Raw genomic sequence first — 23,098 nt, 5'->3', positions numbered from 1 at the left:
ACACAGCCAAGGAGGAAAGTGTATGAATAGAATCCCAGGGGTTCCCGCTGCTGAGTTTGAAACCGCTGAAATAATGGGCGCCTTATATGGTCCTGGTATACTCGGACTGAAAGCTTCCTTCAGCCGCGAATGGGTCGCACAGCTTCGGGAAGACATTGATGTGCTGTATCAAGAAGCTCTCAAGAGGCCTGGAGGTGAGGCCTGAGCGTCCCAGCGGCCAAATTGCAGCCCAATTTCTCGGGGCAAGTATCACGCCTCCCCGATTGTGAATAGGCTGAAGCAACAAGCTGAATGGGGGTTTACTAAATGGTATATGATCCTTATATGTATCCGTATTTCCGCTATCCTCACCCGATTTTCCCATATGTTTACCTCTATCCGATGCCTGGAGGGTACACTTATCAAGGAGAACATTATGGCGGGAATCTTGAAGGCCATGGGTTCGGCGTTCAAGCAGGCGGTCACCTTGGCAGTCATGCTGTTGGCGTTCAGGCAGGCGGACATCTGGGCACTCAAGGTGTAGGTGTTCAAGCGGGCGGTCACCTCGGCGGTTATGGTGTAGGTGTTCAAGCAGGCGGTTACCTTGGCGGCAAAGGCGTCGGCGTTCAAGCCGGAGGTCATCTTGGCAGTCATGGCGTCGGCGTTCAAACCGGTATCGGGTGGCGCCGGAACAGGTAATGAGAGGAGCTGCAAATTAAAAGACATATTCAACTTGTAGCCTTCCGGATGCCCGATCCTTGCGTCCGGAATATTTTTTTATCGCTTAGGTGCGTGGGCAGTGTGAAGCCCGTCAACAGAATAATTGCAATCCCCCCATACATTATCTGTGCTGTATGAAAAGCCGGCTGCAAACAGCAGACGGCTGAACCCAAGAATCTATATTTACACTGTAGAAGCTGCCTGCAAAGTCCTGTGACCCCCGTCTTAAGACGAGTGCGATTCGGCATTCCCGGCATTATCGATACTGTAGAACTCGAACTGCTGATCTCCCTGGCCGGATAGCGCGACCGGTTTTTCATAGATAGTCCATGAACCTTTATTGACGCGGTAATAGGTTGCTTTGACTCCCGAAAGCGCGTCTGTGGCGCTCAATGTAAAGGTGTAGCCTTTGATATACTTGACGGGCTTGTCCGTGCCATAAACAGGCGTTACCGTGTACTTGGTTACGGGCGCAGTTTTATCGATTGTGAAATGCTGACTTTTAGTAAATTCAATGGTGCCTTTCTCATCTACGCTGCTGTACTCAAGCTCATATGAGCCTTCGTTCGAAACGGTAAGTGTGCTTCCTGATTCGGTTTGGCCTTGATTCAATCTATAGAATGTTTCTTTCACACCTGACTTGTCGTCCGAGGCGGCAAAAACAGCAGTGACCGGGGAATTCGAGTAGAGTGGAAGCCCACTAACCGTGGTAACCGGAGGTGTGAAATCGTCATCGAAGCCTACGGAGTATAACTTTCCGCCATCCGCAATATAGGTATTATTTCCGTTCCAGAAAGCTATTGCAGAGTTAAAAGGCAAAGTGAAAGTATGATTTAAACTGAACCGGTGATACTTATTGCCCCCAAGTAAGGCATCTCCTTGCGGACCTAAAGCAGTTAGATCCGGATAAGGCGGCAGATGGTGGCCATCCGCGTAAGTGCCGTTCTCGTCCGTACGCTCCCGGCCTATAATAACCAGATTGGAAGTATAATAACCATCGTCGAAATATTCATGCGCGGCATATCCGTTATTGGTTTGGTAGTCGGCATAAGGAAAGTAATTATCGATATACGAAAATGAGTAACCGGGGATTAAAGTAGGAGGCAGGCCGATTCTATCCCACTTGATTCCATAGTACGAATTGCTTGCCGAACCGGCTTTATAGATCACATTAATGCCATCCGTAAGCGGGAAAGTGTAACGATAACTGTCATTGGCAGGTGTAATTTGAGCGGTTTTCCCATTTGTATGCTTGTAAATGCGGAAATCTTTTCCGCCCCAAACGACCAGTCCGTTCTCGCCAACATCGTAGCCATAATAGGCATCGCTTGTAATCAGCCTGTTTGTTCCCTGATTTAAATCCCGCAGGTAGACGGATGAACCCGGATCGCTGAAGACGGCATAATTACCCTTCACGATCAATGACCGTGAGACCTTCCCCAAACTTACAAGATTGTTGTCACGCCATTCAAACATGAGTCTGGTAGAAACATCACCGCTTTGTTCAAGGAAAATGGCGCCTGTCGGCGAGAGAAAGCTATACTCCGCAAGGGGAACCTTGCCTTGGACAATCGTTGTGGTATTACCGGAGCTGCGGTCTTTTATCTTTAATGTATTGCTTGAATCCAGGAAAAGAATACGGTTACCCTTTAAATCAAGGATCTTTCCATCCACCTCGTCAATCAAACTGTGCGGGAAGTCCGAAATCGCTTCCTCAGCGTTGGCACCGGTACTATGTAAGCCAAGAAAGAGAAGGGAGAACAATATGATTATTTTCTTCACAGGTAACACCTCCGGCAATAATTGATTGGTTCAGAGCTTCGTAAGCTTCGTGCTATGTCTTGGACAAACGTTGACCGATCACTCCTTTGCTATTAAATACTATTTGATTACATATATGTAAAATACTATATTCGATAAGAAATGAAAAAAACCTTCCTTCATTCAACATAAACCGCCGAGGGATCTATGAAGAATAAGGTCGAACGGCAATAGAGCGCCCGAGCCACAGCAGCGAGAAGAAGGAAGTTTTATTTTCTTTCATACTGCCTCGCTTAACGTGACCCGGGTTGTCATATGGCAGGCAAGCGAGTATAATTTGGTAATATTTCTCACGGGGGTTAAAGCAATGACAGTACCGGACTTTCATCATAACTTTAACCATTTCTTCGATCGTCTCCAAACGAATAGAAAGACGGATGACCGAACCGAACAGATGGAGCTTAACCCTCATATGGGGGTTGGCTGCTTTCACCGAGTAGTGCCTCGTGCAGATATCGGGATGGTTATCGCTGATTTCTCGCTCAGAGACAACCGCATATTGAAGCTGAACACAAAAGCAGCCATGGTTGAATTAAGCTACTGCTTGCAGGGCGCCAGAGAAATCCAGATCTCCGGCCAACAGTACCTGGTGGCACCCGGCAGCTATACCCTCCAATTTATCAATCCGGCAGAGGCAAGCATGCATTTCTGCAGAGATAAATCATTTCAAATGCTTAGCGTCGCCATCCCAGTTTCAACGTTCCATCACTTTGTGGAGGAAGCCGGCGGTTCGCGATCGGTCGATTTTAACCGAATCATAGGAAAAAAACCTTATCGCATGTTCCAGGAGACGATCGAACCCGCGGCAACCGTCCTTCTTAAGCAGATGCTGCAAACAGCCAAAGGGCCGGGTTTCCGAAACCTTGAAATGGAATGCAGGGTACTCGAACTGATGTCTTTAGCCTTCCGCTCACACCTACTGGAGGGTAAACCGTCTTCTACCAAGCTGTCCAGAACCGATACGGCAAGAATTAAAAAAGCGCGTGAGATAATTCTGGAGCGGATGATCGAGCCTCCCTCTATACTTGAGCTTTCCCGAATGATTGGCTTGAATGATTACAAGCTGAAAATCGGCTTCAAGGAAATGTACGGCACAACCGTGTTCGGTTACTTGAAGGATCAACGTCTGTATAAAGCGTACCGCCTGCTGCGAGATGGCGGCACCAGCGTGATTGAGGTGTCTTATTCGGTGGGGTATTCCAATCCGAGCCACTTTGCGGAAGCTTTCAGGGGGAAATACGGTGTCAATCCGGGGGAATTGATTCGACGCTCATCCCGTTCTTTTCAATAATCACTTCACTTACCACTCATTCGAGTGGTTTTTTTGTTTGGAAGCTGCGAAATAATCCCGCTAACCAGCGACCGGCTCCGTCAGCGGGTGGAGACTTGGCCCGGGAGAATGGTACGATTTGCGCATCAGAGTGAAGGGAGAGATGGTTTCTTGGAAGGCTTACAATACCCGAAATTGCAGGATGAGCTGGCTGCCGTTACAAAGCATGGATTGGAGGCACTGCCTAAAGAGGTGATCGCAGCGTTCGAACGATCAATATCGGAGCTCCGGGAATCGGGCACTGCCAAAGGCTTGACAGTTGGAGTGCAAGCGCCAGACTTCATGTTGGCGAATCAGGAAGGAAACAACATTTCCTTGTCTGAAGAAATCGCAAAAGGGCCTGTTATCCTCACTTTTTACCGGGGGGATTGGTGTCCGTTCTGCAACTTGGAGATAAAGGCGTATCAGCGCATCATGGACAGCATTCATGCTGCAGGTGCCCAATTATTGGCTATCAGTCCTTTAACACCGGATAATTCGTTAGCCGATCAGCAAAAAAACGAATTAAATTTTCACGTCTTAAGCGATATCGGGAACCGGGTAGCGAAGAAGTATAATCTAAAGTTCAAGCTTCCGGACAATCTTCATCAGATATACAGCTCGCTCGGTTTTGCGCTGGATAAATTTAATGGCGACGATTCCTGGGAGCTCCCCGTACCGGCCACTTATATTATCGACAAGCAAGGAATGATCAGTGCTGCGAGCGTGAATCCGGATTATCGAACACGGATGGAGCCTGCAGAAGTATTGAACATTCTACGTTCCTTGTAATCACCCATTTCTTGCTTTTTCATTGAGACTCATACGTGCGTTATGTAAGAAACGGCGAACCTTGGAAGGGTTCGCCGTTTCTGTCGGTTCAGACCGGTTTTTATCCATGGTACTTATTGAAATTGCTATTCTCAGAAAAATGTGCCCCCGGCGGTTAAACTGCCGAAGGCGCATCGCTCAAGCCGGTTTATCTTCTTTTCGGGCGTTTTGCTGATCTGTAGCCGTAGGAGGAGCACATCACGTCTTTGACCGAGTAAGTGTTATAGTGCTGATAAACGGGAACACAGTGGTGCTGGTTGACAATTTCGACTGGATGGATCACTTGCACAAGCTGTGGGTGGAAGTAATTCTGGTATACTGAAACAGGCGGATCATAGACCGTTTGCGTTGGGCAGGTAGGACAGAAGTTCACGTGTAATCAACTCCTTTGCTTTTATCTCTATGCCAGTATACGCAACCCGGGGGCATAAGTCCTGTTCGTTTGCCATGGAAGGACATTCGCCTTAATCCGGCATCATAATTTGTTGATTTGCGATAGCAGAATAATGGTTATAAATAATGATGGGTGTTATTTGGGATAACTTCAAAGCCGCATAATGAGTAGTGGAGCTGCTCAATAATTCGGTTTTATTTGTTAACCCGGAGTATACTAACTACATAATGTATAATAATTTGTATTTTATGGAGTGTCCGGTAAAGCCTATGCCCCGGGTTCGACCGCACATCCACTGGCACATCGGGAGACACATATTGAAAGGAGTACGGCAGCTTGGAAATAATTATAAGACCGTTAAAGATGCCAGAAGTTGATGATTTATTCATACTTGCCGAAAGGTTTGCAACCTCATTTAGAACTAATAAAAAATTATTCTTGTCTACTATTGAAACAGTATTAGCTGATGAATCCGCTTTCCTGAGAATTGCGGAATATGACAGCAAATTAACGGGGTACTGCTTAGGTTTCGATCATTATACTTTTTATGCAAATGGTCGTGTATCATGGTTAGAGGAAATAATGGTGGAAGAAAAATTTCGACATCTGGGAATTGGAACTAAGCTAGTGGAAAGCTTTGAGAAATGGTCAAAATCAAGGAATTCTCGACTGATTGCCTTGGCAACCCGAAGGGCCGCACCCTTCTATAAGGGACTCGGTTATGAGGAATCCGCCGTTTATTTGAGAAAAATTTTAGATCCTTCAAAGTAAAGGAGTTCATGCCAATGCAAATATCTTCTTTTCTATTACCCAAAGACGAGGTTGCTTTTATCCAATCCTCGGTATCCATGCGGGAAGCCATGGAACAGCTGGAGCATCACAATTACACGGCCATCCCCATTATTGACGGTGACGGCAAATATATAGGTACCCTATCGGAAGGTGACCTGTTATGGAAATTGAAAAATACGCCTGGCCTTAATTTTGACAATATGCATGAAGTGCCGGTAACCAAAATCAAGAAGCGCATCCATATTGAATGCGTTTCGATCAACGCGCAAATGGAGGACATGCTGGCCCTGGCCGCAGATCAGAATTTCGTTCCAGTTGTTGACGATGAATTGGTTTTCATCGGAATTATCCGAAGAAAAGACATTATTGAATATTACACCAGAAATATTACAGATTGAAGTTAGTAATTAAACGCGCAGCGAAATCGTGTGCGGGACTCTTCACTCCCATTCCGGCCGGTATTTCCTGCAATACTGGCTGGGAGTCAGAGTACCCGTAAGTAAGATGTTATTGCCTGCCCCATTTCATTTCACATCAAGAGGAAAAATATCCTTGACAATCTATGACGGCTAAATTAATTTTAACTCAAATGACAGTAAGTCCTGACATACAAACAGGGACGGAGGAAGAGGATGAGCATCAGCACCCATCTGGGCAGCGATGAAAAGCTGCTGTTGGCCGCGATCGATTTAATATCGGATAAGGGCTACAACGGTGTCACAACCCAAGAGATTGCAGCCGCAGCAGGACTGAGCGAGAAAACGCTGTTTCGCCGTTTCGGCAGCAAGCAGAACCTTCTTGAAGCAGCTTTCGACCGTTTTCATTATACCGAGGAAATGAAGAAATTGTTTGCGGATAGACTTGTTTGGGATTTGCATACGGATCTTCTTCTGATCAGCCGAACGTATCATCAGATCATGAATCGCAACCGGAAAATGATTACAATCAGCATCAAAGAGGAGGGCAGCTTGCCGGGGTTTCGGGAAAGAATTCAGCAGCACCCTCGTCAATTTATGCAAATTCTGACCGACTATTTTCAGAAAATGTCCGACAAAGGCAAGTTGATCCGGAATAACCCGGAAATACAGGCACTATCCTTTATGATGACGTGTTTTGGCGCGTTTCTCAATAATCTGGATTCGGAGGAGAATTTTCCATCCGTCACGCTGGACGCTTTTATAGAAGAGAGTGTACAGATATACACTAGGGCTTTAACCCCCTAGTTTTTTTATAAACTGCATGTCAGTCAGTACAGACAGACATTATGATAATGAAAGGCGGGGTATGAGAATGGAATCGAAAAACCTGCAGGAAACAGGTCACAAATTGATGCGTGTTGTCATGTTTACACTCATATGAATAAAATGAGACGGGCCGAAAATCGGTGAAAGTGATTATAGAAGGCGGTTCTGCATATCAATGCGGTAGAGGTGAATCACTGCCGACGTCGTTCCTGTTCCTCTCAAAGTCTTAACCAAACGATTGGAAAAAGACAGGAGCTTTATGCTCCGTTATAGATGGAGGCGTTTTATTATGAGCTCAACTGATCATGTACAAATAAAAGCACCGAGAGGTAAGGAGCTGCACACGAAAGGCTGGATTCAGGAAGCCGTACTTCGCATGCTTATGAATAATCTGGACCCCGATGTAGCAGAGCATCCGGAGAAACTGGTGGTATACGGGGGCATTGGTAAAGCGGCGAGAAACTGGGATGCTTATGATCGTATTGTCACTTGTCTGAAGGAACTGAACGAGGACGAAACACTGCTCATCCAGTCCGGCAAACCGGTCGCCATCTTCAGAACGCATAAAGACGCGCCGAGGGTGCTTCTGGCAAATTCGAATCTCGTTCCGGCTTGGGCAAATTGGGAAACGTTCCACGAGTTGGACCGGAAAGGGTTGATGATGTACGGTCAAATGACGGCGGGCAGCTGGATTTACATCGGAAGCCAAGGGATCGTGCAGGGTACTTACGAAACATTCGCGGAGTGTGCAAGGCAGCATTTCAACGGATCGCTGAAAGGAACGATAACTGTGACTGCCGGTCTCGGCGGTATGGGCGGCGCGCAAACGCTCGCAGTTACAATGAACGAAGGGGTTGTCATCGCCATCGAAGTTGACCGCTCCAGAATCGAGAAACGCATCGGTACCCGTTATTGCGATCAGCTTGTCGAGTCTCTCGATGAGGCGATCAATCTGGCTGTGGAAGCGAAGAAAGCCCGTCAACCGCTATCGATCGGTTTGCTCGGAAATGCTGCGGAAATCTTACCCCAAATGGCAGTCCGGAATTTTATCCCGGATATTGTTACAGACCAAACCTCGGCGCACGATCCGCTGAACGGTTACCTTCCATCAGGGATGACACTTGAGGAAGGCGAACGGCTGCGGAAGGAGCACCCGCAAGCATACGTTGCCAAATCGAAGGCCAGCATGGCCGTTCATGTTAAGGCGATTCTTACGATGCAGAAGAAAGGCGCTGTCGCGTTCGATTACGGCAATAATATCCGCCAAGTGGCGTTTGATGAGGGCGTGGTGAACGCATTTAATTTTCCGGGCTTCGTACCCGCTTATATCCGCCCGCAATTTTGCGAGGGTAAGGGTCCTTTCAGGTGGATAGCCTTATCCGGAGATCCGGAGGATATTTATAAGACCGACGAAGTCATTCTTAGTGAATTCGCGCATAACAAGCATTTGTGCAAATGGATCAACATGGCCAGGGAAAAAATCGCCTTCCAAGGACTGCCGGCCCGGATCTGCTGGCTCGGTTACGGTGAACGCGCAAAATTCGGGCAAATTATCAACGATATGGTCGCTTCCGGAGAGCTTAAAGCCCCTATTGTCATCGGACGCGACCACCTGGACGCCGGCTCTGTCGCCTCTCCGAACCGGGAAACGGAAGCGATGAAGGACGGCAGCGATGCCGTTGCCGACTGGCCGATATTGAATGCGCTCGTAAACACAGCTGCGGGAGCAAGCTGGGTATCGGTTCATCATGGCGGCGGCGTAGGCATGGGGTATTCTCTTCATGCCGGGATGGTTGTGGTTGCCGACGGTACGGAGGATGCAGCCAAACGGCTTGAACGAGTATTGACGACTGATCCGGGCATGGGTGTGGTGCGCCACGTTGATGCCGGTTATGAGCTCGCGATCCGGACGGCAAAGACGTCCGGCATACGAATTCCGGGCATGGATTGAGTACAATGGGCGGCACAATGACAGCTATTACGCATATTAAATCGGCTGCTCAGGTCGTCACAATGAGAGTGGCAGGCAGCGCCCCTAAAAGAGGCAAGGCGATGTCCGATATCGGCGTTATTGAGAAAGGTAGTGTTGTTCTCATCGGCGAACGGATCGCTTTTGTCGGTTCCGATAATGATGCCGCGGCATTTCTGGAATCAGTTAAAGGCGAAGTTTATACCATCGATGCCTCTGGTAAAGTGGCCGCACCGGGACTCGTCGATCCTCATACTCATTTGGTGTATGCAGGAACCCGTGAGAAGGAATTCGAGTTGAGGCTTCAGGGCGTCAAATACATTGATATTTTGAAAAAAGGCGGCGGAATACTGAGCTCTACCCGCAGCACCAGAGCAGCCTCTTTGGAGCATCTGATTGAACAAGGTTACGCCAGGCTGGACCGTTTCCTGCTGCACGGAGTAACTACAATTGAGGCGAAAAGCGGATACGGATTGACGGTCCAGGATGAGATCAAACAACTTGAAGCGGCCCGCAGGCTGAACGAGATTCATCCGGTCGACGTGGTTTCCACGTTTATGGGCGCCCATGCGATACCCGACGAATACAAAGACAATCCGGACGAATTTGTAAATCTCATTATTGAACGGATGATTCCACTTGTAGCGGCCCGCAAGCTGGCGGAGTTTTGCGATGTGTTCTGCGAGGAAGGCGTCTTTACGGTGGAGCAGTCCAGGAAAATTCTTCAAGCAGGCCAAGCATTCGGATTAACAGCAAAGATCCATGCCGACGAAATTGTTCAAACCGGCGGTGCCGAGCTTGCGGCAGAGGTTGGCGCTGTTTCCGCAGAGCATCTGCTGCAAGTCTCAAATGCCGGCATTCAAGCGTTGGCAAGCAGCAATACGATTGCCGTCCTGCTGCCTGCGACCGCATTATTCCTTATGGAGAAACCCGCGCGGGCAAGAAAGATGATTGAGGAAGGAGTGGCGGTTGCGCTCTCTACTGACTGCAATCCCGGCTCTTCCCCGACCCAATCCATGCCTTTCGTCATGAACATTGCCTGCTTGTCGATGAGAATGACACCTGCCGAAGTACTGACTGCGGCAACGATAAATGCGGCTCATGCCATTAATAGAGCGGATCAAATCGGAAGCATTGAGGTCGGTAAGAAAGCGGATCTGGTTCTGTTTGACGCTCCGAATTACCAGACGCTTCAATATAACTTTGCCGTCAATCTTGTCGATACGGTTATTAAAAACGGAGAAATCGTAGCCCAAGGCGGTGTAATCATTGCAAACAGAAGAAAAGCTTCGGATTAATGCGGCGCGGCTGGAAGCCAGCATCCAAGCGTTAGCCGAGTTCGGTCAAAATGACCGGGGCGGTATGGACCGCACTGCGTTTACCCCGGCGGAACTGGAAGCAAGGGATTGGCTGAAAGAACGGCTTAATGAGCTGTCATTGGAAGTCCGGGTCGATCAGGCCGCGAATATTTGGGGTAAACGTGCGGGTACTAAGCCGGCTCTTCCCGCCATTACTTTCGGTTCGCATATCGACACAGTTCCAAACGGAGGGAAATATGATGGTGCCCTTGGCGTCTTGATCGCTCTTGAAGTGATGAACGTGCTGGGTGACCATGGCGTTCAAACGAGGCATCCGCTTGAGCTCGTCTCATTCAGTGCGGAAGAGCCGAACCCGTTCGGATTGTCTACGCTCGGCAGCAGGATCATTACCGGCAAGCTGACAAAAAAACATATCGACGGTGTAACGGATCCACAAGGTCAACTGTTAACTGAAGCAATCGTCACGGCGGGTGGCGATCCGGATCATATTGAGGCTGCCGTCCGAAATGCACGGCAAGTAGGTGCGTATCTTGAAGTCCACGTCGAACAAGGAAAGCGGTTGTTTAACCGAAATATTCCAGTCGGCAACGTCACCGCGATTACGGGCATATACAGGGAGGAAGTTATTGTTCGCGGAGAGGCTAATCATGCCGGAACGACGCTGATGGAAGACCGCAGCGACGCATTGACGGCGGCCTCCGAAATCATTCTTGCGCTGGAGGACGTATGCCGGAAGCATCCGGCGAGCGAGACGGTCGGGACGGTCGGACGAATCAGCATAAAGCCGAATGCAGCCAATATCATCCCCGAGGAAGCCGCATTTATTGTGGACATTCGCGGGAAAAGCCGGGATGAGATCCGCGAAGTCATACAGGCCTGGGAGCGCCGAATTCACGATATTGAACGTAAGCGGGCCGCCAAGGTGAATAGAAGAGTAATGCTTGATCAAGATCCGGCTCCAATGGATGAAGTGATCGTTCAAGTGAGCCAAGAACAATCAATTGCACTCGGCTATCCGTACTATTTGCTTGGAAGCATGGCGGGCCACGACGCGACGCACATGGCGTCCATCACTAGAAGCGGGATGCTGTTTGTTCCAAGCATCGGAGGCAAAAGCCATTGCCCTGAAGAATTTAGCCGGATGGATGATATCGGGAAGGTATCGAATGTGCTGCTCCATACCATCTTGGAGCTGGACCGGCGCTTGGACCGTTAAGAAGGGAGACCGATATGAAAGTTCTGTATAAAGCGGAATCCATCTACTACAAGGATAAATTTCAAAAAGGCCTTGCCATTCTGGTGGACAATGGTGTGATTAAGGAGGTAGGGGACGCCGAGGCGTTACAAGCGAAATATACCGGTGTTAAACTTAAAAATTGGAGCAAGAAAGCGATCGTTCCGGGAACCGTTAACGCCCACAATCATTCGTTCCAAAGCCTGCTAAGAGGAATTGCCGTAGACCGGCCGTTTCTCGAATGGCGCGACCAGGCTCTCTATAAATATAGTCCGCTCCTTGATGAAGACGCCATATACACCGGAGCTCTGTTCGCATTCGGCGAAATGTTGAAATACGGCGTTACAACGGTTAGTGACTTCTTCTACGTCCATAACGGCGGCAATGGTACCGACGAGGCTGTCATTCAGGCAGCCAAGGATTTGGGTATCCGCCTCGTGCTGGCCCGCACAATGTACGATTGGGCCGGTGCGCCGGCCGGTTTCCGGGAGACGGCAGTGGATGCGGTGCAAAGAACGCGAAGTCTTGCGGTCAAATACCAAGGCGATCCGATGATTGACATCCATCCTGCCCCGCACAGTCCGCATGCCGCCTCCCCGGAAATGATCAAAGCCGGTCACCGCTTGGCCCAGGAGCTGGACACTCCATTTCACATCCATGTCGCTGAGGAAATGTTTGAGGTTGAAGAGACGCTCGAGAAGTACCGATTAAGACCCGTTCACTATTTGAACCACCTTGGCGTTGTCGATGAGAGGATGCTGGCAATTCATCTGGTGTGGTTGGACGACTCGGAAATCAAGCTGCTTGGGGATCGCAAGGCAGCGCTGGCTTATTGCCCTTCAAGCAATATGTTCCTATCGGACGGCGTAACGCGAATTCCAGACTTGCTTCAAGCGGGCGTGAGAATATCACTGGGTTCCGACGGCGCCTGCAGCAATAACCGAATCAGTGTTTTTGAAGAGATGAGAATGTGCTCTTTATTGCAAAAGGTGAACCGCCTCGACGGTACGTGTATCAATGCGAAACAGGTTTTCGACATGGGCACGAAAGTCGGCGGGGAGCTGCTGCGGCTGCCTGTAGGGATCATCCAAGAGGGTTATAAAGCGGATTTTATTACGCTTGATGTGAACGATCTCTCATTGACTCCGAAACGGGAGCTCTTCGCTAACATTGTCTATTCGCTTCAGCCGGGAGCGATTAAGGAAGTCGTGGTTAACGGAAAAGTTATCGTTGAAGAGGGAATACTTCAAACGGTATCGGAACAATCGATTGTCGACAAAATCGATCGACTATTTGAAAAGTGGAATTAATAGTCTGCAGAAGACACCACTCCGGTGTCTTTTTTAACTGCCAGAGTTAGCTTCCCGAACATAAAGGGACTTATTGTCCGCTGGTGTGAACAGTCTGCGGAGCAGGGTAAGAACCCCGTATGGGAAGTGGCTTCGCGTTATTGAGAAACAGCACCTCGTTAATTTTCTTTTCCTGGACGAAATCGAGCAGCGATTAATGGAACTGGCGCGGGTCAATGATGTAAATCTCACGGTAATGCGGTCAGTTTGTTAACGATTGAGCAATTCAGAGGAAAAGGATTTGCCGACAAAGTAGTCCTTGAATGGAGTAGGAAAGTAACAAAAATAGGATAAATACCACTTTACAGTACATCATGGGACAACTTAAGCTCACAAAGAGTAGCGCAAAAGCTTGGGCTGATTCAATACATAATGGACTTCAGTATCAGCAGATTAAAATTCATCACGAGGGCAGGGAGACAATAATAAAAGTGTTCATTTTTGGCCTTGATGGAACATGTGGAGCCATTAGGGTTGGAGTGCAGAGATTGCCCCGACTTCCTGTTGGGGCTTTTTTTATTTCACTATTTGCAGCGCGTGTGGAAGCCGTCGGACTTGTTATAAATTTCGGTAAAATGCACTTAATTTTGGACATATATATTCAATTTTGCATCAATATGACCAATTAACGATAAAGAAAGTTGTATTATTCATGTTCTATAATGAGGGGGTCAATGAAACGCATTCTGACTTATTGAGAGGAAATACTATGGGATCACAGAAAACGAGCAAGCTCAATTGGATAATGCCGGATGTACTGCTTCCCGAAATACCGGACCATTCGGTATGGTTAACCGACTTCGGCGCAACGGGCGATGGCCGGGCCGACAATACGCAAGCTTTCTGCCTTGCGATGGAAGCCTGCGCGAATGCGGGCGGAGGAAGGGTGATTATACCACCGGGTTTATGGTTGACCGGTCCGCTTAAGCTGACGAGCCGGCTGGAATTGCATGCGATGGCGGGAGCGGTCGTGCTGTTTAGCAAACAATACGAAGATTACCCGCTCATTTCATCGCATTTTGAAGGGAAACCGTCTGTCCGCTGCCAGTCCCCGCTGGATGCAGAAGGCGCGGAGCATGTCGCGATTACGGGCAAAGGCGTATTTGACGGCGGAGGCGAAGCGTGGCGCCCGGTAAAACGGTGGAAGATGACGGAAATGCAGTGGGAGCGCTTGATCCGCTCCGGCGGAATAGTCGATAAAGCGGAAGAGGTTTGGTGGCCGACTGCGGCAGCGATGGAAGGAGCAGGGCAGTTCGATAGGCTTCATCGGGAAGGGAAGCAGGAGGCAGCGGATTATTTGCCCTGTCGTGAATATTTGCGCCCGAATCTGCTGAGCTTCCGGAAATGCAGCCGTATTCTGCTGGACGGGCCAACCTTCCAAAACTCCGCGGCTTGGAATCTGCATCCCTGGGCTTCAGAGCATCTCACGATCCGCAATGTGACCGTGCGTAATCCGTGGTTCGCGCAAAACGGCGACGGGCTGGATATAGATTCCTGCCGCCATGCAGTTGTAGAATCGTGCACATTCGACGTTGGCGACGATGCCATCTGCATGAAATCCGGAAAAGATGAAGCAGGGCGCGCGCTCGGTATTCCGAGCGAGTATATCGCTATTAGAAACTGCATTGTTTATCATGGGCACGGAGGCTTCGTGATCGGCAGTGAGATGTCCGGAGGGGTCCGGCGCGTGCATATCAGCGACTGCACGTTTATGGGCACCGATATCGGACTTCGGTTCAAGAGCGCCAGAGGACGCGGGGGCGTCGTTGAAGATATCGTTATTGAGCGGATTCATATGACGGACATCGCCGGAGATGCGATCTCCTTCAACCTTTTCTATGAAGGCGTGGAAGGCTCGGGAACGGTCCGGGAAGAAAGCTTTCCGGTTACGGAAGAGACGCCGGTATTCCGTAACATTCTCATGAAGGATATTAATTGCACCGGCGGGGAACATGCATTTCTTGTGAACGGTTTAGCGGAACTGCCGCTCGAAGGCGTATCGGTGCACAATTACACTGCCACTACACGCCGAGGCGTCGTTTGCCACCATGTAAAGCGCCTGACGCTTGAGGATATCCGCCTTTACACGACGGAAGGCCCGCTCGTAAAGCTGCACCAAAGCCAAGATGTGGATATCATCCGTTTAGCCGGCGCGGGTGGACAGGATGACGGTACGATGCTTGCGGTGACAGGCGGAAAGTCCGCCCGAATCGAATGCCTCGACCCGTTGACGGCGGACACGCACCGGTCCGTTTCCGCAGTATCAGGGGTCGACGTAAGAGTGACGGGTCCCGTGTCCCGGTAACTGTTTTACTTGTGAACGTTGTACATTGGGCTGTTTCATTGCTTTAACAGGATTGTCACTTTGGCTGCCAACACATCCTAGTTCGTCGTGGCGGTATCATCTATATACCGTCCCGATGGAACCGGGATGTTAAACGAAATGATGTACAGACTGACGGGCGGGAAGATCGCCTTCACGGTGGACTGCTGCATACCTTAGGAGGTAATTCTATGAATACGTTTCGCAACCCGATTTTGCCCGGCTTCTATCCAGACCCTTCCATTTGCCGGGTAGGAGACGATTATTATATGGTGACGTCAACATTCGAATATTACCCTGGCGTGCCGATCTTCCACAGTCACGATTTAGTGAACTGGAGACAAATTGGACATGTACTCGACCGTCCTTCGCAATTGAATCTGGACGGCACCCCGACTTCCCGCGGGATATATGCTCCAACGATACGGTATAATAACGGCGTATTCTATATGATTACGACATTCGTTGAAAGCGCTACCGGCGCGAGAAGGAATTTTTATGTCACAGCCACGGAACCGGCGGGCGCTTGGTCGGATCCCAACTGGCTGAATGATGCTCCAGGCATTGATCCCTCCTTGCTGTTTGACGATGACGGCAAAGTTTATTATACCGGTAACCGGGTCCCGCCGGAGGGGCAGCAGTATCCGAAGCATATGGAAATTTGGCTGCAGGAGCTGGACCTGGAGGAGAAGCAGCTGACCGGCCCGAAATTCAGCTTGTGGGACGGCGCTTTGAAGCAGATTCATGCCCAAGAGAGTCCGCACCTCTATAAAATCAACGGCTTCTACTACTTGGTAATCGCTGAAGGCGGTACGGGGTTCACCCATTCGGTAACAGTCGCACGCAGCGAGAATGTCACCGGACCGTACGAGTCGTGCAAAATGAACCCGATCTTGACGCACCGGCACTTGGGCAAGCAGTACGGCATCGTTAATGTCGGTCATGCGGACCTCATAGAGACGCAGTGCGGGGAATGGTGGATGGTTTGTATCGCTTCACGCCCTTATGGAGGGTACCATCGAAATATGGGGCGCGAGACGTTCCTGGTTCCTGTTCAATGGGAGGATGGATGGCCTGTCGTGAACCCGGGGAAAGGCATCGTCGAGTGGGAAATGACCCGGCCAAATTTGCCCGAGAAGCGCTGGCCATCCCTGTCCGCCTGTGACCACTTCGATGCTCCGGTGCTGGAAGATCGGTGGAATTTCATCCGGACGCCGAGGGGAGACTTCTGGAGCTTGTCGGAACGCCCCGGCCATCTCCGGTTACGGCTGAAGCCGGAGTCGATGACTGAGGAATTGAATCCGAGCTTCGTCGGACGCAGGCAGCAGCATATTTACTTCGCGGTGAGAACTTCTGTGGAGTTTACGCCGAATGGACCATCTGAGACGGCAGGGCTTGTGGCGCTGCAGAACCACGACTTCCAATACCGGTTCGAATGCGGCCTGAGTGGTGAGGATCAAACTGTCGTGCGGGTCGTATGCAGAGAGCAGGGTGAGGAGACCGTGCTTGGCTCCAAAGTCGTTCCCCCGGGCAAGCTTTATTTGCAATTCGAAGCGATCGGTCAATCGCTGCGCTTCGATTTCGCGACGGAATCAGGGCGGTGGGAGACGATCGTTGAAAACGCCGACGGTACTGTGTTGAGCTCGGATAAAGCGGGTGGCTTCGTAGGGACGTATATCGGTATTTTTGCAAGCGGTAACGGATCGGCAAGCTCGAACTATGCCGATTTCGACTACTTTGAATATGTCGGTTTATAGACAAAGCGAGGATTTACCGGCAAATATCCCGCCTTATATGAGAAAACATATCCGGCTCCCGGATCTCCAGAGTTGGCGGAGCAAGTAGCAGACAGGTTCCGTGCGAACAGTATCGACGTTCTTATGAGCGACCGCGGGCTCGACCACGGTACTTGGGTGCCGCTTTCGCGGATGTTTCCAAAGGCCGATATTCCCGTCGTTCAACTGTCGGTTCATCCGTTCCTGCCGGCGGAGCGCCAGTTCAGGATTGGCGAAGCGTTGCGCGGTCTGGGGCACGAGAATATTCTGGTGGTTGGCAGCGGCGTCACTGTTCACAACTTGCAGAGGATCGAATGGGGTTTGTCGCGCGACCGAAAGCCTGAAGAATGGGCCGCCGCTTTCGACAATTGGCTGATTGAGAAGCTGCAAGCGAAGGATTGGGCTTCGCTCTTCCGGTATGAGGAGCTGGCGCCAAACGCCCGTGATGCGGTACCGCGCCCTGAACATTTTGTTCCGTTGTTTCTGGCGGCGGGAAGCGCTGATCCCGATAGCGAAACGAAGGTGCTGCATCACAGCTTCGAATTTGGCAGCATTAGCTATTTGAGCCTGCAATTCTGACGGAGCAGGGAGAAACGGATCCTTTCGCGTTACTGATCAAACCCTCATCCAACACCTGACAAACCCAGTACCTCTCCGGTACTGGGTTATTTCTTGTGTTCTTTACTAAATGGCAAACGGCTAATCCTATTATCAGTGTCAGGTGCAGTTTACGTGTGCCAAAAGATATTTAATAAGAAGATAATTAGCCATTAATAGTATTTTAATATCTTCATCCTATCATTAGCACTATGGATGTTTGGCTTCGTCAACATGAATGGGTTTGCTTTTGCATTAAAATTATTGAAATTTACATGTTATTGGAGGACGCTTGGGTATGAATAAGCTTTCATCGGTCTCCTTAAACCACTCGAATGAGATGGTTGCTAAGGTTCCGGAAATTACGCTCTATTTTTGGATTATTAAACTTCTGACTACCGGTATGGGCGAGGTGACCTCCGATTATTTGTTCGAGAAACTAAACCCGTTTATTTCAGCCCCGCTCAGTGTTCTTATCTTTGCTGCCGCAATGGTGCTGCAGTTCAAAGCGCGCCGATTTGTGCCGGGAATCTACTGGCTGGTTGTCGTAATGGTAAGTATATTCGGTACAATGGCTGCGGATGTGGTGCGTGTGGGACTTGGCGTTCCATACATGGTTTCTACCATTTTCTTTATCGTGGCATTGGCTGCTGTCCTCATCACTTGGTATTCCAAAGAGAAGACTCTTTCTGTACATAGCATCTTCACCCGGCGCCGCGAGGTTTTCTACTGGCTCACTGTACTGACAACATTCGCACTCGGTACCGCCGCAGGGGACATGACCGCGACAAGCATGCACCTGGGCTACTTCTCTTCCGGCGTATTATTCGCCATCTTGCTTGCTGTTCCGGCTTTGGGCTACTGGTTGCTTGGTTTCAAAGAAATTTTCGCTTTCTGGTTCGCCTACATCCTGACGCGTCCGGTAGGAGCTTCGTTTTCGGATTGGTTATCGGTGGCTCATAGCGGCGGCGGTTTGGGGCTGGGTAAAGGCGCTGTTAGCCTTGTCTTAACAATCCTCATAGTCATCCTGGTCGTCTTCCGCGGAGGTACAGCCGCACAAAGCGTGAAACTCGAGACAGATGCAGCTTAAGAATATTAAGCCTTTGACCGATAGCCATACGGTGGTGCCGATCCGGTCTGCTGCCGAGGCCTTGGAAGGTTACGGCTTGCTGCTGACAAGAAATAAATGCTGCTGCAGGGTGAAAGCAGCATTTTCATTATTGTAATTAGTTGCAGAATACAAATATATACTATATTCGATAGTCATTATAGATTAGAAGGCGAGAGAATCAAAAACCGATGTTTTATTCGACAGCTTGTGATTGATGCCGAGCGGCGAATCGGTCAGACAAATTAAAGACCAACTTATACCATTAATTCCGGTGAGTGGGTATAGAATAAAAATTAACCTTGATATTCATTATTTTTAAATATAATATATCCTTATAGTAAAATTTACTAATAAGGAGCTTTTCCCATTGAGAACTTTTAATTTGCCTCTATTGATTCTGATTATGACCTCTTTACTTGTGCTTCCCGCCTGCGGGAATAACAATACAACGGAGGCACCTTCTGTTGTCGAAGAGTCTGCGGCGTTCGAGCCGGTTGTGATAAAGTATGCAGCGAATGCTGAGTTAACATTCAACAAACCCGTCGTTAATGTCGCCTGTATCGTCTCCTTGTGCGTCGATGTTCTGGCTGAACTAGGCATGGAGCCGGTCGCTATTGCCGAGAGCGGTGTGCGCGAGATTGCTGTCTCAGCTGAATACTACGGAAGCAAAGGTGAGAATTTCACTTCTATTGGAGGCAGCTTCTTTGAGCCCAGCTTGGAGGACCTGGTAACGGTTAAGCCGGATTTGGTCATTGGCCTCAAGGGTGTACATGATCCTCTGCGCGGTGGCCTGAGCGGCGTTACTCAGCTTTACCTCGCAAGTCCGAAGAGCTATAAGCAATCGATTGAATTCCTGGAAACGATGGGCAAGTTGACCGGTAGAACGACGGAAGCAGAAGCAGCGAAACAGAATTTCCTGGGCAAATTGGAGCAGGCAAAAGAGAAATCTCCGAAGAATAAGACAGCGCTCATCATGTTTGGCTCGGATGTAAATTTCTCAATTGTAACGGACACCAACCTGGCTGGTACAGTGTTAAAGGAAGTGACAAACTATCCTTGGAGAGTTTCGAACCCTGCAGATGACCCTTATGGAGAAGGAAGCATTCCTTATTCTCTCGAGAAGCTGTTAATCGTTAATCCCGATGTCATATTTGTAGAGAGCTACTCTTTCAGCCCGGGCGCCAAGCCTCTCTCCGAACAGCTGGCTGCTTCGCCGATCTGGAGTAAATTGAAGGCAGTGCAGAATAAGCAGGTACATGAAGTGCGCTCCCCGATCTGGGGGGATGGCAGAGGTACAAGGTCTCTCGGAATACTGCTGGATGAAGCCATGAAGCTGATCTATCCCGAGCAGTTTTAGGAGGCCGATTACATATGCCGAGTCCGCTTCAAACGACCGAAACCGGCAGAAGGATATATCTTCTTCCGGTTTCTGCTATGTTCATTCTCCTGATCTCTATCTTCGCTTTAGGAATTAAAGCCGGCGACCCTGTCATGTCGTGGAGGGAGCTGCATGATATTCTGTTCACGGGCACAGGTGAGGAGATAGAAAGGATCATCATCCGTGAAATCCGTGTTCCCCGATTTACGCTGGGGCTCATCATCGGGGCGCTGCTGGGGGCGGCAGGGACGTTGATGCAGGGGGCGATGAACAACCGTCTGGCAGGGCCGGAATTGCTCGGTGTCTCAGCAGGAGCATCGCTTGGTATGGCTGCTATTACTGTGCTCAATCTACCTGTCGCGTTCTATCTACACCCAATTATCGCTTTATGCGGAGGACTCCTGGGCGGAATGTTCGTTATTCTCTCGGCGAGGGGAAGCCGAGGTGCCGCGGGGATGCTGCTGATCGGAATGTCGGTCACCGCTATCCTTAATGGTTTACTGATCCTGTTAATTGCGCTGGGCACGAGCAATGACGTAAACCTGCTCTATACATACCTTCTTGGCTCTTTGGCGAACCGGAATTGGGAACATGTTATTCGAATCCTTCCCTGGGCGGTTGTCACATTGCCCGTCGTGATACTATTTGCACGTGCCATTAATCTGCTGCAGCTTGGCGATGAAACGGCTTCCGGGCTTGGTTTGAAAGTAGAGCGGACGCGGCTTCTCATCTTAATCGTATGTGCAGTACTTGTGGCGGTGACAGTGGCGCAGTGCGGCCCGATCGGATATATTTCACTGATGTCGCCGCACGTGACTCGCCTTATGCTTCGCACACTTAACGCAAGCTATATCTTACCTGTGTCCGCACTATGCGGAGCAGTGATGTTGACGGCTGCCGACACCGCCGCAAGGCTGATGCTCTATCCGCTGGAAATACCAGTAGGGGTCTGGACTACTTTAGTGGGTGGAATCTGCTTCCTGTGCTTCTTCCTGAGAAACAAGGGAGGTAAAAACAATCATGCTTAAGCCTTCGCCCCGTTCCTACGGTACAAAATTTGTGGTATCTACCGGAATTCTGCTTACTGTCTTGGCTGTATGTATCATCCTGCATATTGCGCTTGGGAGAGTCTCATTGACACCAATTGAAGTCATTAAGTCTTTGCTTAACCATGAAGTGGATTACGGTCAGCGTCATATTGTTTGGAATTTGCGTCTTCCGCGCGTCCTGATTGCGATTGCTGCAGGACTCATGCTTGGGACAGCAGGAGTAATTCTCCAGGTCATAGTTCGCAATCCGTTAGTAGAACCGGGGCTGATCGGGGCGTCTGCCGGCGGGGTGCTGTTCGTTGTATTGTGGATGATTTATGCACCGAGTGATATTTCGCAGAATGCCTTGCTTCCTTTTGTCGCGCTAGCCGGAGGTGTTATCACTGTTGCGGCTGTATATTTCCTTAATGGAAGGAAGGAGAACAGTAATGCGAACCTGGCGCTTACAGGCATTATTGTTACGGCGATCCTGCAGTCGTTAACCTCGCTGCTGCTGCTCAAGAGCCAACAGGGATTGTCCTCTATCTTCCTGTGGACCTTCGGTTCTCTTAACGGCAGGGTATGGATCCAGTGGAATATCCTCTGGCCCTGGGCGCTTGTGGGACTGACACTTGCTATGGCTTATGCCAGGAAGGCAGCGCTCTTGCAGCTTGGTGATTCTGTGGCAGCGGGGCTTGGCCTGGCTGTTAACCGGACACGACTGATATTGTTAATAATATCTTCCACTCTGACAGCAGCATCTGTATCGGTGGTCGGAGCCATCGGATTCATTGGCCTCATCGGTCCGCATATGGCGGCGCTTGTCGTCGGACGAAATCCGGTCTACTTGTTCCCGGCAAGCGCGTTGTTCTCCGCGGTACTTCTTGTAGCTGCCGATTGGATCGGCCAGATCATTACTCTCAGGCTGCCGATCCCCGGCATGGAGAATCATCTGACGAATTTGCCTGTGGGTGCAGTGACCACGCTGATGGGCGCCCCGTTCTTCCTCTTTCTGCTGCGAAGAAAACTGTCGGGAAAATAAGAAGACGATGACTCACTTCTATAAATACGGTTCCACGATCCGCCTGATACGTTCCAGCCCTTCCCACATATCATCCGGCCCGTCGTAAATCAAGACGACCGGGCCGTTATACCCGGAGGCCTTCATCGTATCCAGGCAGCGGCGGTATTCCGCCTCGTCCGGCATGCCGTCCGGATCGTAGTCGGCTTTAGCATGGACGGACACGCTGTGCGGCAGCGTTATGGCAAATTCATCGTACTTGGAAGGCAGATTGAAATTTCCGAAATCCGTGATCATCCCGACCTTGCCTTCGGTTTGCTGCATGAGGCTGGCGCAGCTTTCCCCTGTGGATGTTAAGGAATGAAAGTTTTCAGTAATGACGCGGACTCCGTGTCCCGATGCATAATCGGCCAGCGCGCACAGCGCTGCGGCGGAATTGCGGACGGCATCCTTGTTAGAAGGCGATGCGTCACCGGCGATAATTCGGATATTCTTGGCGCCGGCCAAGGATGCAATATCGATCCAGTGCCGGAACAAATCCTGATCCGCCTCGAGCCGAGCCTCATCGATAGTCGTTAAGTCGCCGTAATCGAGCAGAAGAGTGTCAAACGTAAGCCCGGCGGCGGAAAAGGACTGACGAAGCTTTTCCAGATAGGTCGTCTCAGTCGAAGGAAAATGGAAATGGCATACCTCCAGCGCCCGGTAGCCACGTCTCGCAGCTTCGGCAGGTAAATCAAGCAGTGTAAGAATTTGCGGCTGAGACTGTACCCGCGTCTTGTGCGTACCGGCGGCGGCATCCCATTCCGTCCAGCGGAGGGGTCCAAGCAAACGGTGCAGACTCCAAGTGCTTATGGATAAATAAGACATACAATTCCTCCTTGAATCGCGAACCGGTCACCTTGCC

At 49.9% G+C, this 23,098-nt stretch carries 19 protein-coding genes and 1 pseudogene; 18 read left to right on the top strand and 2 right to left on the bottom strand.

The genetic code is table 11. The features are described 5' to 3' along the window. Positions 1-22: 22 nt before the first annotated feature. Both KZ483_RS15380 and KZ483_RS15375 read left to right on the top strand, forming a co-directional pair. Entirely contained in the window at positions 23-205 is a 183-nt protein-coding gene (locus KZ483_RS15380) for a hypothetical protein (protein ID WP_220348304.1), read from the top strand. Between the two features lie 101 nt (positions 206-306). Then, positions 307-678: a hypothetical protein gene (locus KZ483_RS15375; protein WP_220348302.1), complete on the top strand. Its 372-nt coding sequence runs from the start codon at positions 307-309 to the stop codon at positions 676-678. 246 nt (positions 679-924) lie between these two features. On the opposite strand, the gene KZ483_RS15370 is transcribed toward KZ483_RS15375, so the two are convergent. Then, the gene (locus KZ483_RS15370; protein ID WP_220348301.1) at positions 925-2,481 is read right to left on the bottom strand and encodes an OmpL47-type beta-barrel domain-containing protein; all 1,557 of its coding nucleotides are present in this window, start codon (positions 2,479-2,481) and stop codon (positions 925-927) included. A 346-nt stretch (positions 2,482-2,827) separates the two neighbouring features. Between KZ483_RS15370 and KZ483_RS15365 the strand changes: the two genes are divergently transcribed. From KZ483_RS15365 to KZ483_RS15290, 16 genes and pseudogenes are all read left to right on the top strand, one after another. Beyond that, on the top strand, positions 2,828-3,811 hold the full coding sequence (locus KZ483_RS15365; protein ID WP_220348300.1) for a helix-turn-helix transcriptional regulator: 984 nt from the start codon (positions 2,828-2,830) through the stop codon (positions 3,809-3,811). A gap of 150 nt (positions 3,812-3,961) precedes the next feature. Beyond that, the gene (locus KZ483_RS15360) at positions 3,962-4,621 is read left to right on the top strand and encodes a peroxiredoxin-like family protein (protein WP_220348298.1); all 660 of its coding nucleotides are present in this window, start codon (positions 3,962-3,964) and stop codon (positions 4,619-4,621) included. A gap of 769 nt (positions 4,622-5,390) precedes the next feature. Then, a complete protein-coding gene (locus KZ483_RS15355) occupies positions 5,391-5,825 on the top strand; it encodes a GNAT family N-acetyltransferase (protein ID WP_220348296.1) in 435 nt (144 codons plus the stop codon). Positions 5,826-5,839: 14 nt separating this feature from the next. Beyond that, positions 5,840-6,244, top strand: a complete 405-nt coding sequence (locus KZ483_RS15350) for a CBS domain-containing protein (RefSeq protein WP_220348295.1) — start codon at positions 5,840-5,842, stop codon at positions 6,242-6,244. A 234-nt stretch (positions 6,245-6,478) separates the two neighbouring features. After that, the gene (locus KZ483_RS15345; protein WP_220348293.1) at positions 6,479-7,069 is read left to right on the top strand and encodes a TetR/AcrR family transcriptional regulator; all 591 of its coding nucleotides are present in this window, start codon (positions 6,479-6,481) and stop codon (positions 7,067-7,069) included. A gap of 310 nt (positions 7,070-7,379) precedes the next feature. Further along, positions 7,380-9,041: a urocanate hydratase gene (hutU, locus tag KZ483_RS15340; RefSeq protein WP_220348291.1), complete on the top strand. Its 1,662-nt coding sequence runs from the start codon at positions 7,380-7,382 to the stop codon at positions 9,039-9,041. A gap of 17 nt (positions 9,042-9,058) precedes the next feature. Further along, positions 9,059-10,357, top strand: a complete 1,299-nt coding sequence (gene hutI, locus KZ483_RS15335) for an imidazolonepropionase (RefSeq protein WP_220353467.1) — start codon at positions 9,059-9,061, stop codon at positions 10,355-10,357. Next, entirely contained in the window at positions 10,329-11,594 is a 1,266-nt protein-coding gene (locus KZ483_RS15330; RefSeq protein ID WP_220348289.1) for a Zn-dependent hydrolase, read from the top strand. The genes hutI and KZ483_RS15330 overlap by 29 nt, the downstream gene beginning before the upstream one ends. 14 nt (positions 11,595-11,608) lie before the next feature. Beyond that, positions 11,609-12,922, top strand: coding sequence for an amidohydrolase family protein (locus KZ483_RS15325; RefSeq protein ID WP_220348288.1), 1,314 nt, complete (start codon positions 11,609-11,611; stop codon positions 12,920-12,922). A 748-nt stretch (positions 12,923-13,670) separates the two neighbouring features. Further along, positions 13,671-15,266, top strand: a complete 1,596-nt coding sequence (locus tag KZ483_RS15320; RefSeq protein ID WP_220348286.1) for a glycoside hydrolase family 28 protein — start codon at positions 13,671-13,673, stop codon at positions 15,264-15,266. A 209-nt stretch (positions 15,267-15,475) separates the two neighbouring features. Beyond that, on the top strand, positions 15,476-17,041 hold the full coding sequence (locus tag KZ483_RS15315) for a glycoside hydrolase family 43 protein (RefSeq protein ID WP_220348285.1): 1,566 nt from the start codon (positions 15,476-15,478) through the stop codon (positions 17,039-17,041). 42 nt (positions 17,042-17,083) lie between these two features. Beyond that, positions 17,084-17,638, top strand: a pseudogene (locus KZ483_RS15310) (DODA-type extradiol aromatic ring-opening family dioxygenase); the annotation flags it as partial. A gap of 316 nt (positions 17,639-17,954) precedes the next feature. Then, positions 17,955-18,746 (top strand): COG4705 family protein, encoded by a 792-nt coding sequence (locus KZ483_RS15305; RefSeq protein ID WP_258881269.1) that lies wholly within the window; start codon positions 17,955-17,957, stop codon positions 18,744-18,746. 388 nt (positions 18,747-19,134) lie between these two features. Further along, positions 19,135-20,124, top strand: a complete 990-nt coding sequence (locus KZ483_RS15300) for an ABC transporter substrate-binding protein (RefSeq protein WP_258881268.1) — start codon at positions 19,135-19,137, stop codon at positions 20,122-20,124. Positions 20,125-20,138: 14 nt separating this feature from the next. Further along, positions 20,139-21,173: a FecCD family ABC transporter permease gene (locus tag KZ483_RS15295; RefSeq protein WP_220348283.1), complete on the top strand. Its 1,035-nt coding sequence runs from the start codon at positions 20,139-20,141 to the stop codon at positions 21,171-21,173. Then, complete coding sequence (locus KZ483_RS15290) at positions 21,166-22,215, top strand: FecCD family ABC transporter permease (protein WP_220348282.1); 1,050 nt, start codon at positions 21,166-21,168, stop codon at positions 22,213-22,215. Before KZ483_RS15295 ends, KZ483_RS15290 begins: the two co-directional genes overlap by 8 nt. 18 nt (positions 22,216-22,233) lie before the next feature. On the opposite strand, the gene KZ483_RS15285 is transcribed toward KZ483_RS15290, so the two are convergent. Then, positions 22,234-23,061, bottom strand: coding sequence for a sugar phosphate isomerase/epimerase family protein (locus KZ483_RS15285; protein ID WP_220348281.1), 828 nt, complete (start codon positions 23,059-23,061; stop codon positions 22,234-22,236). Positions 23,062-23,098: the final 37 nt, after the last annotated feature.

Origin of the sequence: Paenibacillus sp. sptzw28, from assembly GCF_019550795.1 — a bacterium.
Classification (GTDB): Bacteria; Bacillota; Bacilli; order Paenibacillales; family Paenibacillaceae; genus Paenibacillus_Z.
Note: the sequence above shows the minus strand (reverse complement) of the source record. Positions and strands in the feature narration are given on the sequence as shown.

Bases quoted from the DNA above. Each gene is read 5' to 3' on its own strand.
- KZ483_RS15290 (WP_220348282.1), top strand. From the start codon at position 21,166: ATGCTTAAGCCTTCGCCCCGTTCCTACGGTACAAAATTTGTGGTATCT.
- hutU (WP_220348291.1), top strand. From the start codon at position 7,380: ATGAGCTCAACTGATCATGTACAAATAAAAGCACCGAGAGGTAAGGAG.
- KZ483_RS15305 (WP_258881269.1), top strand. From the start codon at position 17,955: ATGAATAAGCTTTCATCGGTCTCCTTAAACCACTCGAATGAGATGGTT.
- KZ483_RS15295 (WP_220348283.1), top strand. From the start codon at position 20,139: ATGCCGAGTCCGCTTCAAACGACCGAAACCGGCAGAAGGATATATCTT.
- KZ483_RS15365 (WP_220348300.1), top strand. From the start codon at position 2,828: ATGACAGTACCGGACTTTCATCATAACTTTAACCATTTCTTCGATCGT.
- KZ483_RS15380 (WP_220348304.1), top strand. From the start codon at position 23: ATGAATAGAATCCCAGGGGTTCCCGCTGCTGAGTTTGAAACCGCTGAA.
- KZ483_RS15345 (WP_220348293.1), top strand. From the start codon at position 6,479: ATGAGCATCAGCACCCATCTGGGCAGCGATGAAAAGCTGCTGTTGGCC.
- KZ483_RS15315 (WP_220348285.1), top strand. From the start codon at position 15,476: ATGAATACGTTTCGCAACCCGATTTTGCCCGGCTTCTATCCAGACCCT.
- KZ483_RS15350 (WP_220348295.1), top strand. From the start codon at position 5,840: ATGCAAATATCTTCTTTTCTATTACCCAAAGACGAGGTTGCTTTTATC.
- KZ483_RS15320 (WP_220348286.1), top strand. From the start codon at position 13,671: ATGGGATCACAGAAAACGAGCAAGCTCAATTGGATAATGCCGGATGTA.
- KZ483_RS15375 (WP_220348302.1), top strand. From the start codon at position 307: ATGGTATATGATCCTTATATGTATCCGTATTTCCGCTATCCTCACCCG.
- hutI (WP_220353467.1), top strand. From the start codon at position 9,059: ATGACAGCTATTACGCATATTAAATCGGCTGCTCAGGTCGTCACAATG.
- KZ483_RS15325 (WP_220348288.1), top strand. From the start codon at position 11,609: ATGAAAGTTCTGTATAAAGCGGAATCCATCTACTACAAGGATAAATTT.
- KZ483_RS15285 (WP_220348281.1), bottom strand. From the start codon at position 23,061: ATGTCTTATTTATCCATAAGCACTTGGAGTCTGCACCGTTTGCTTGGA.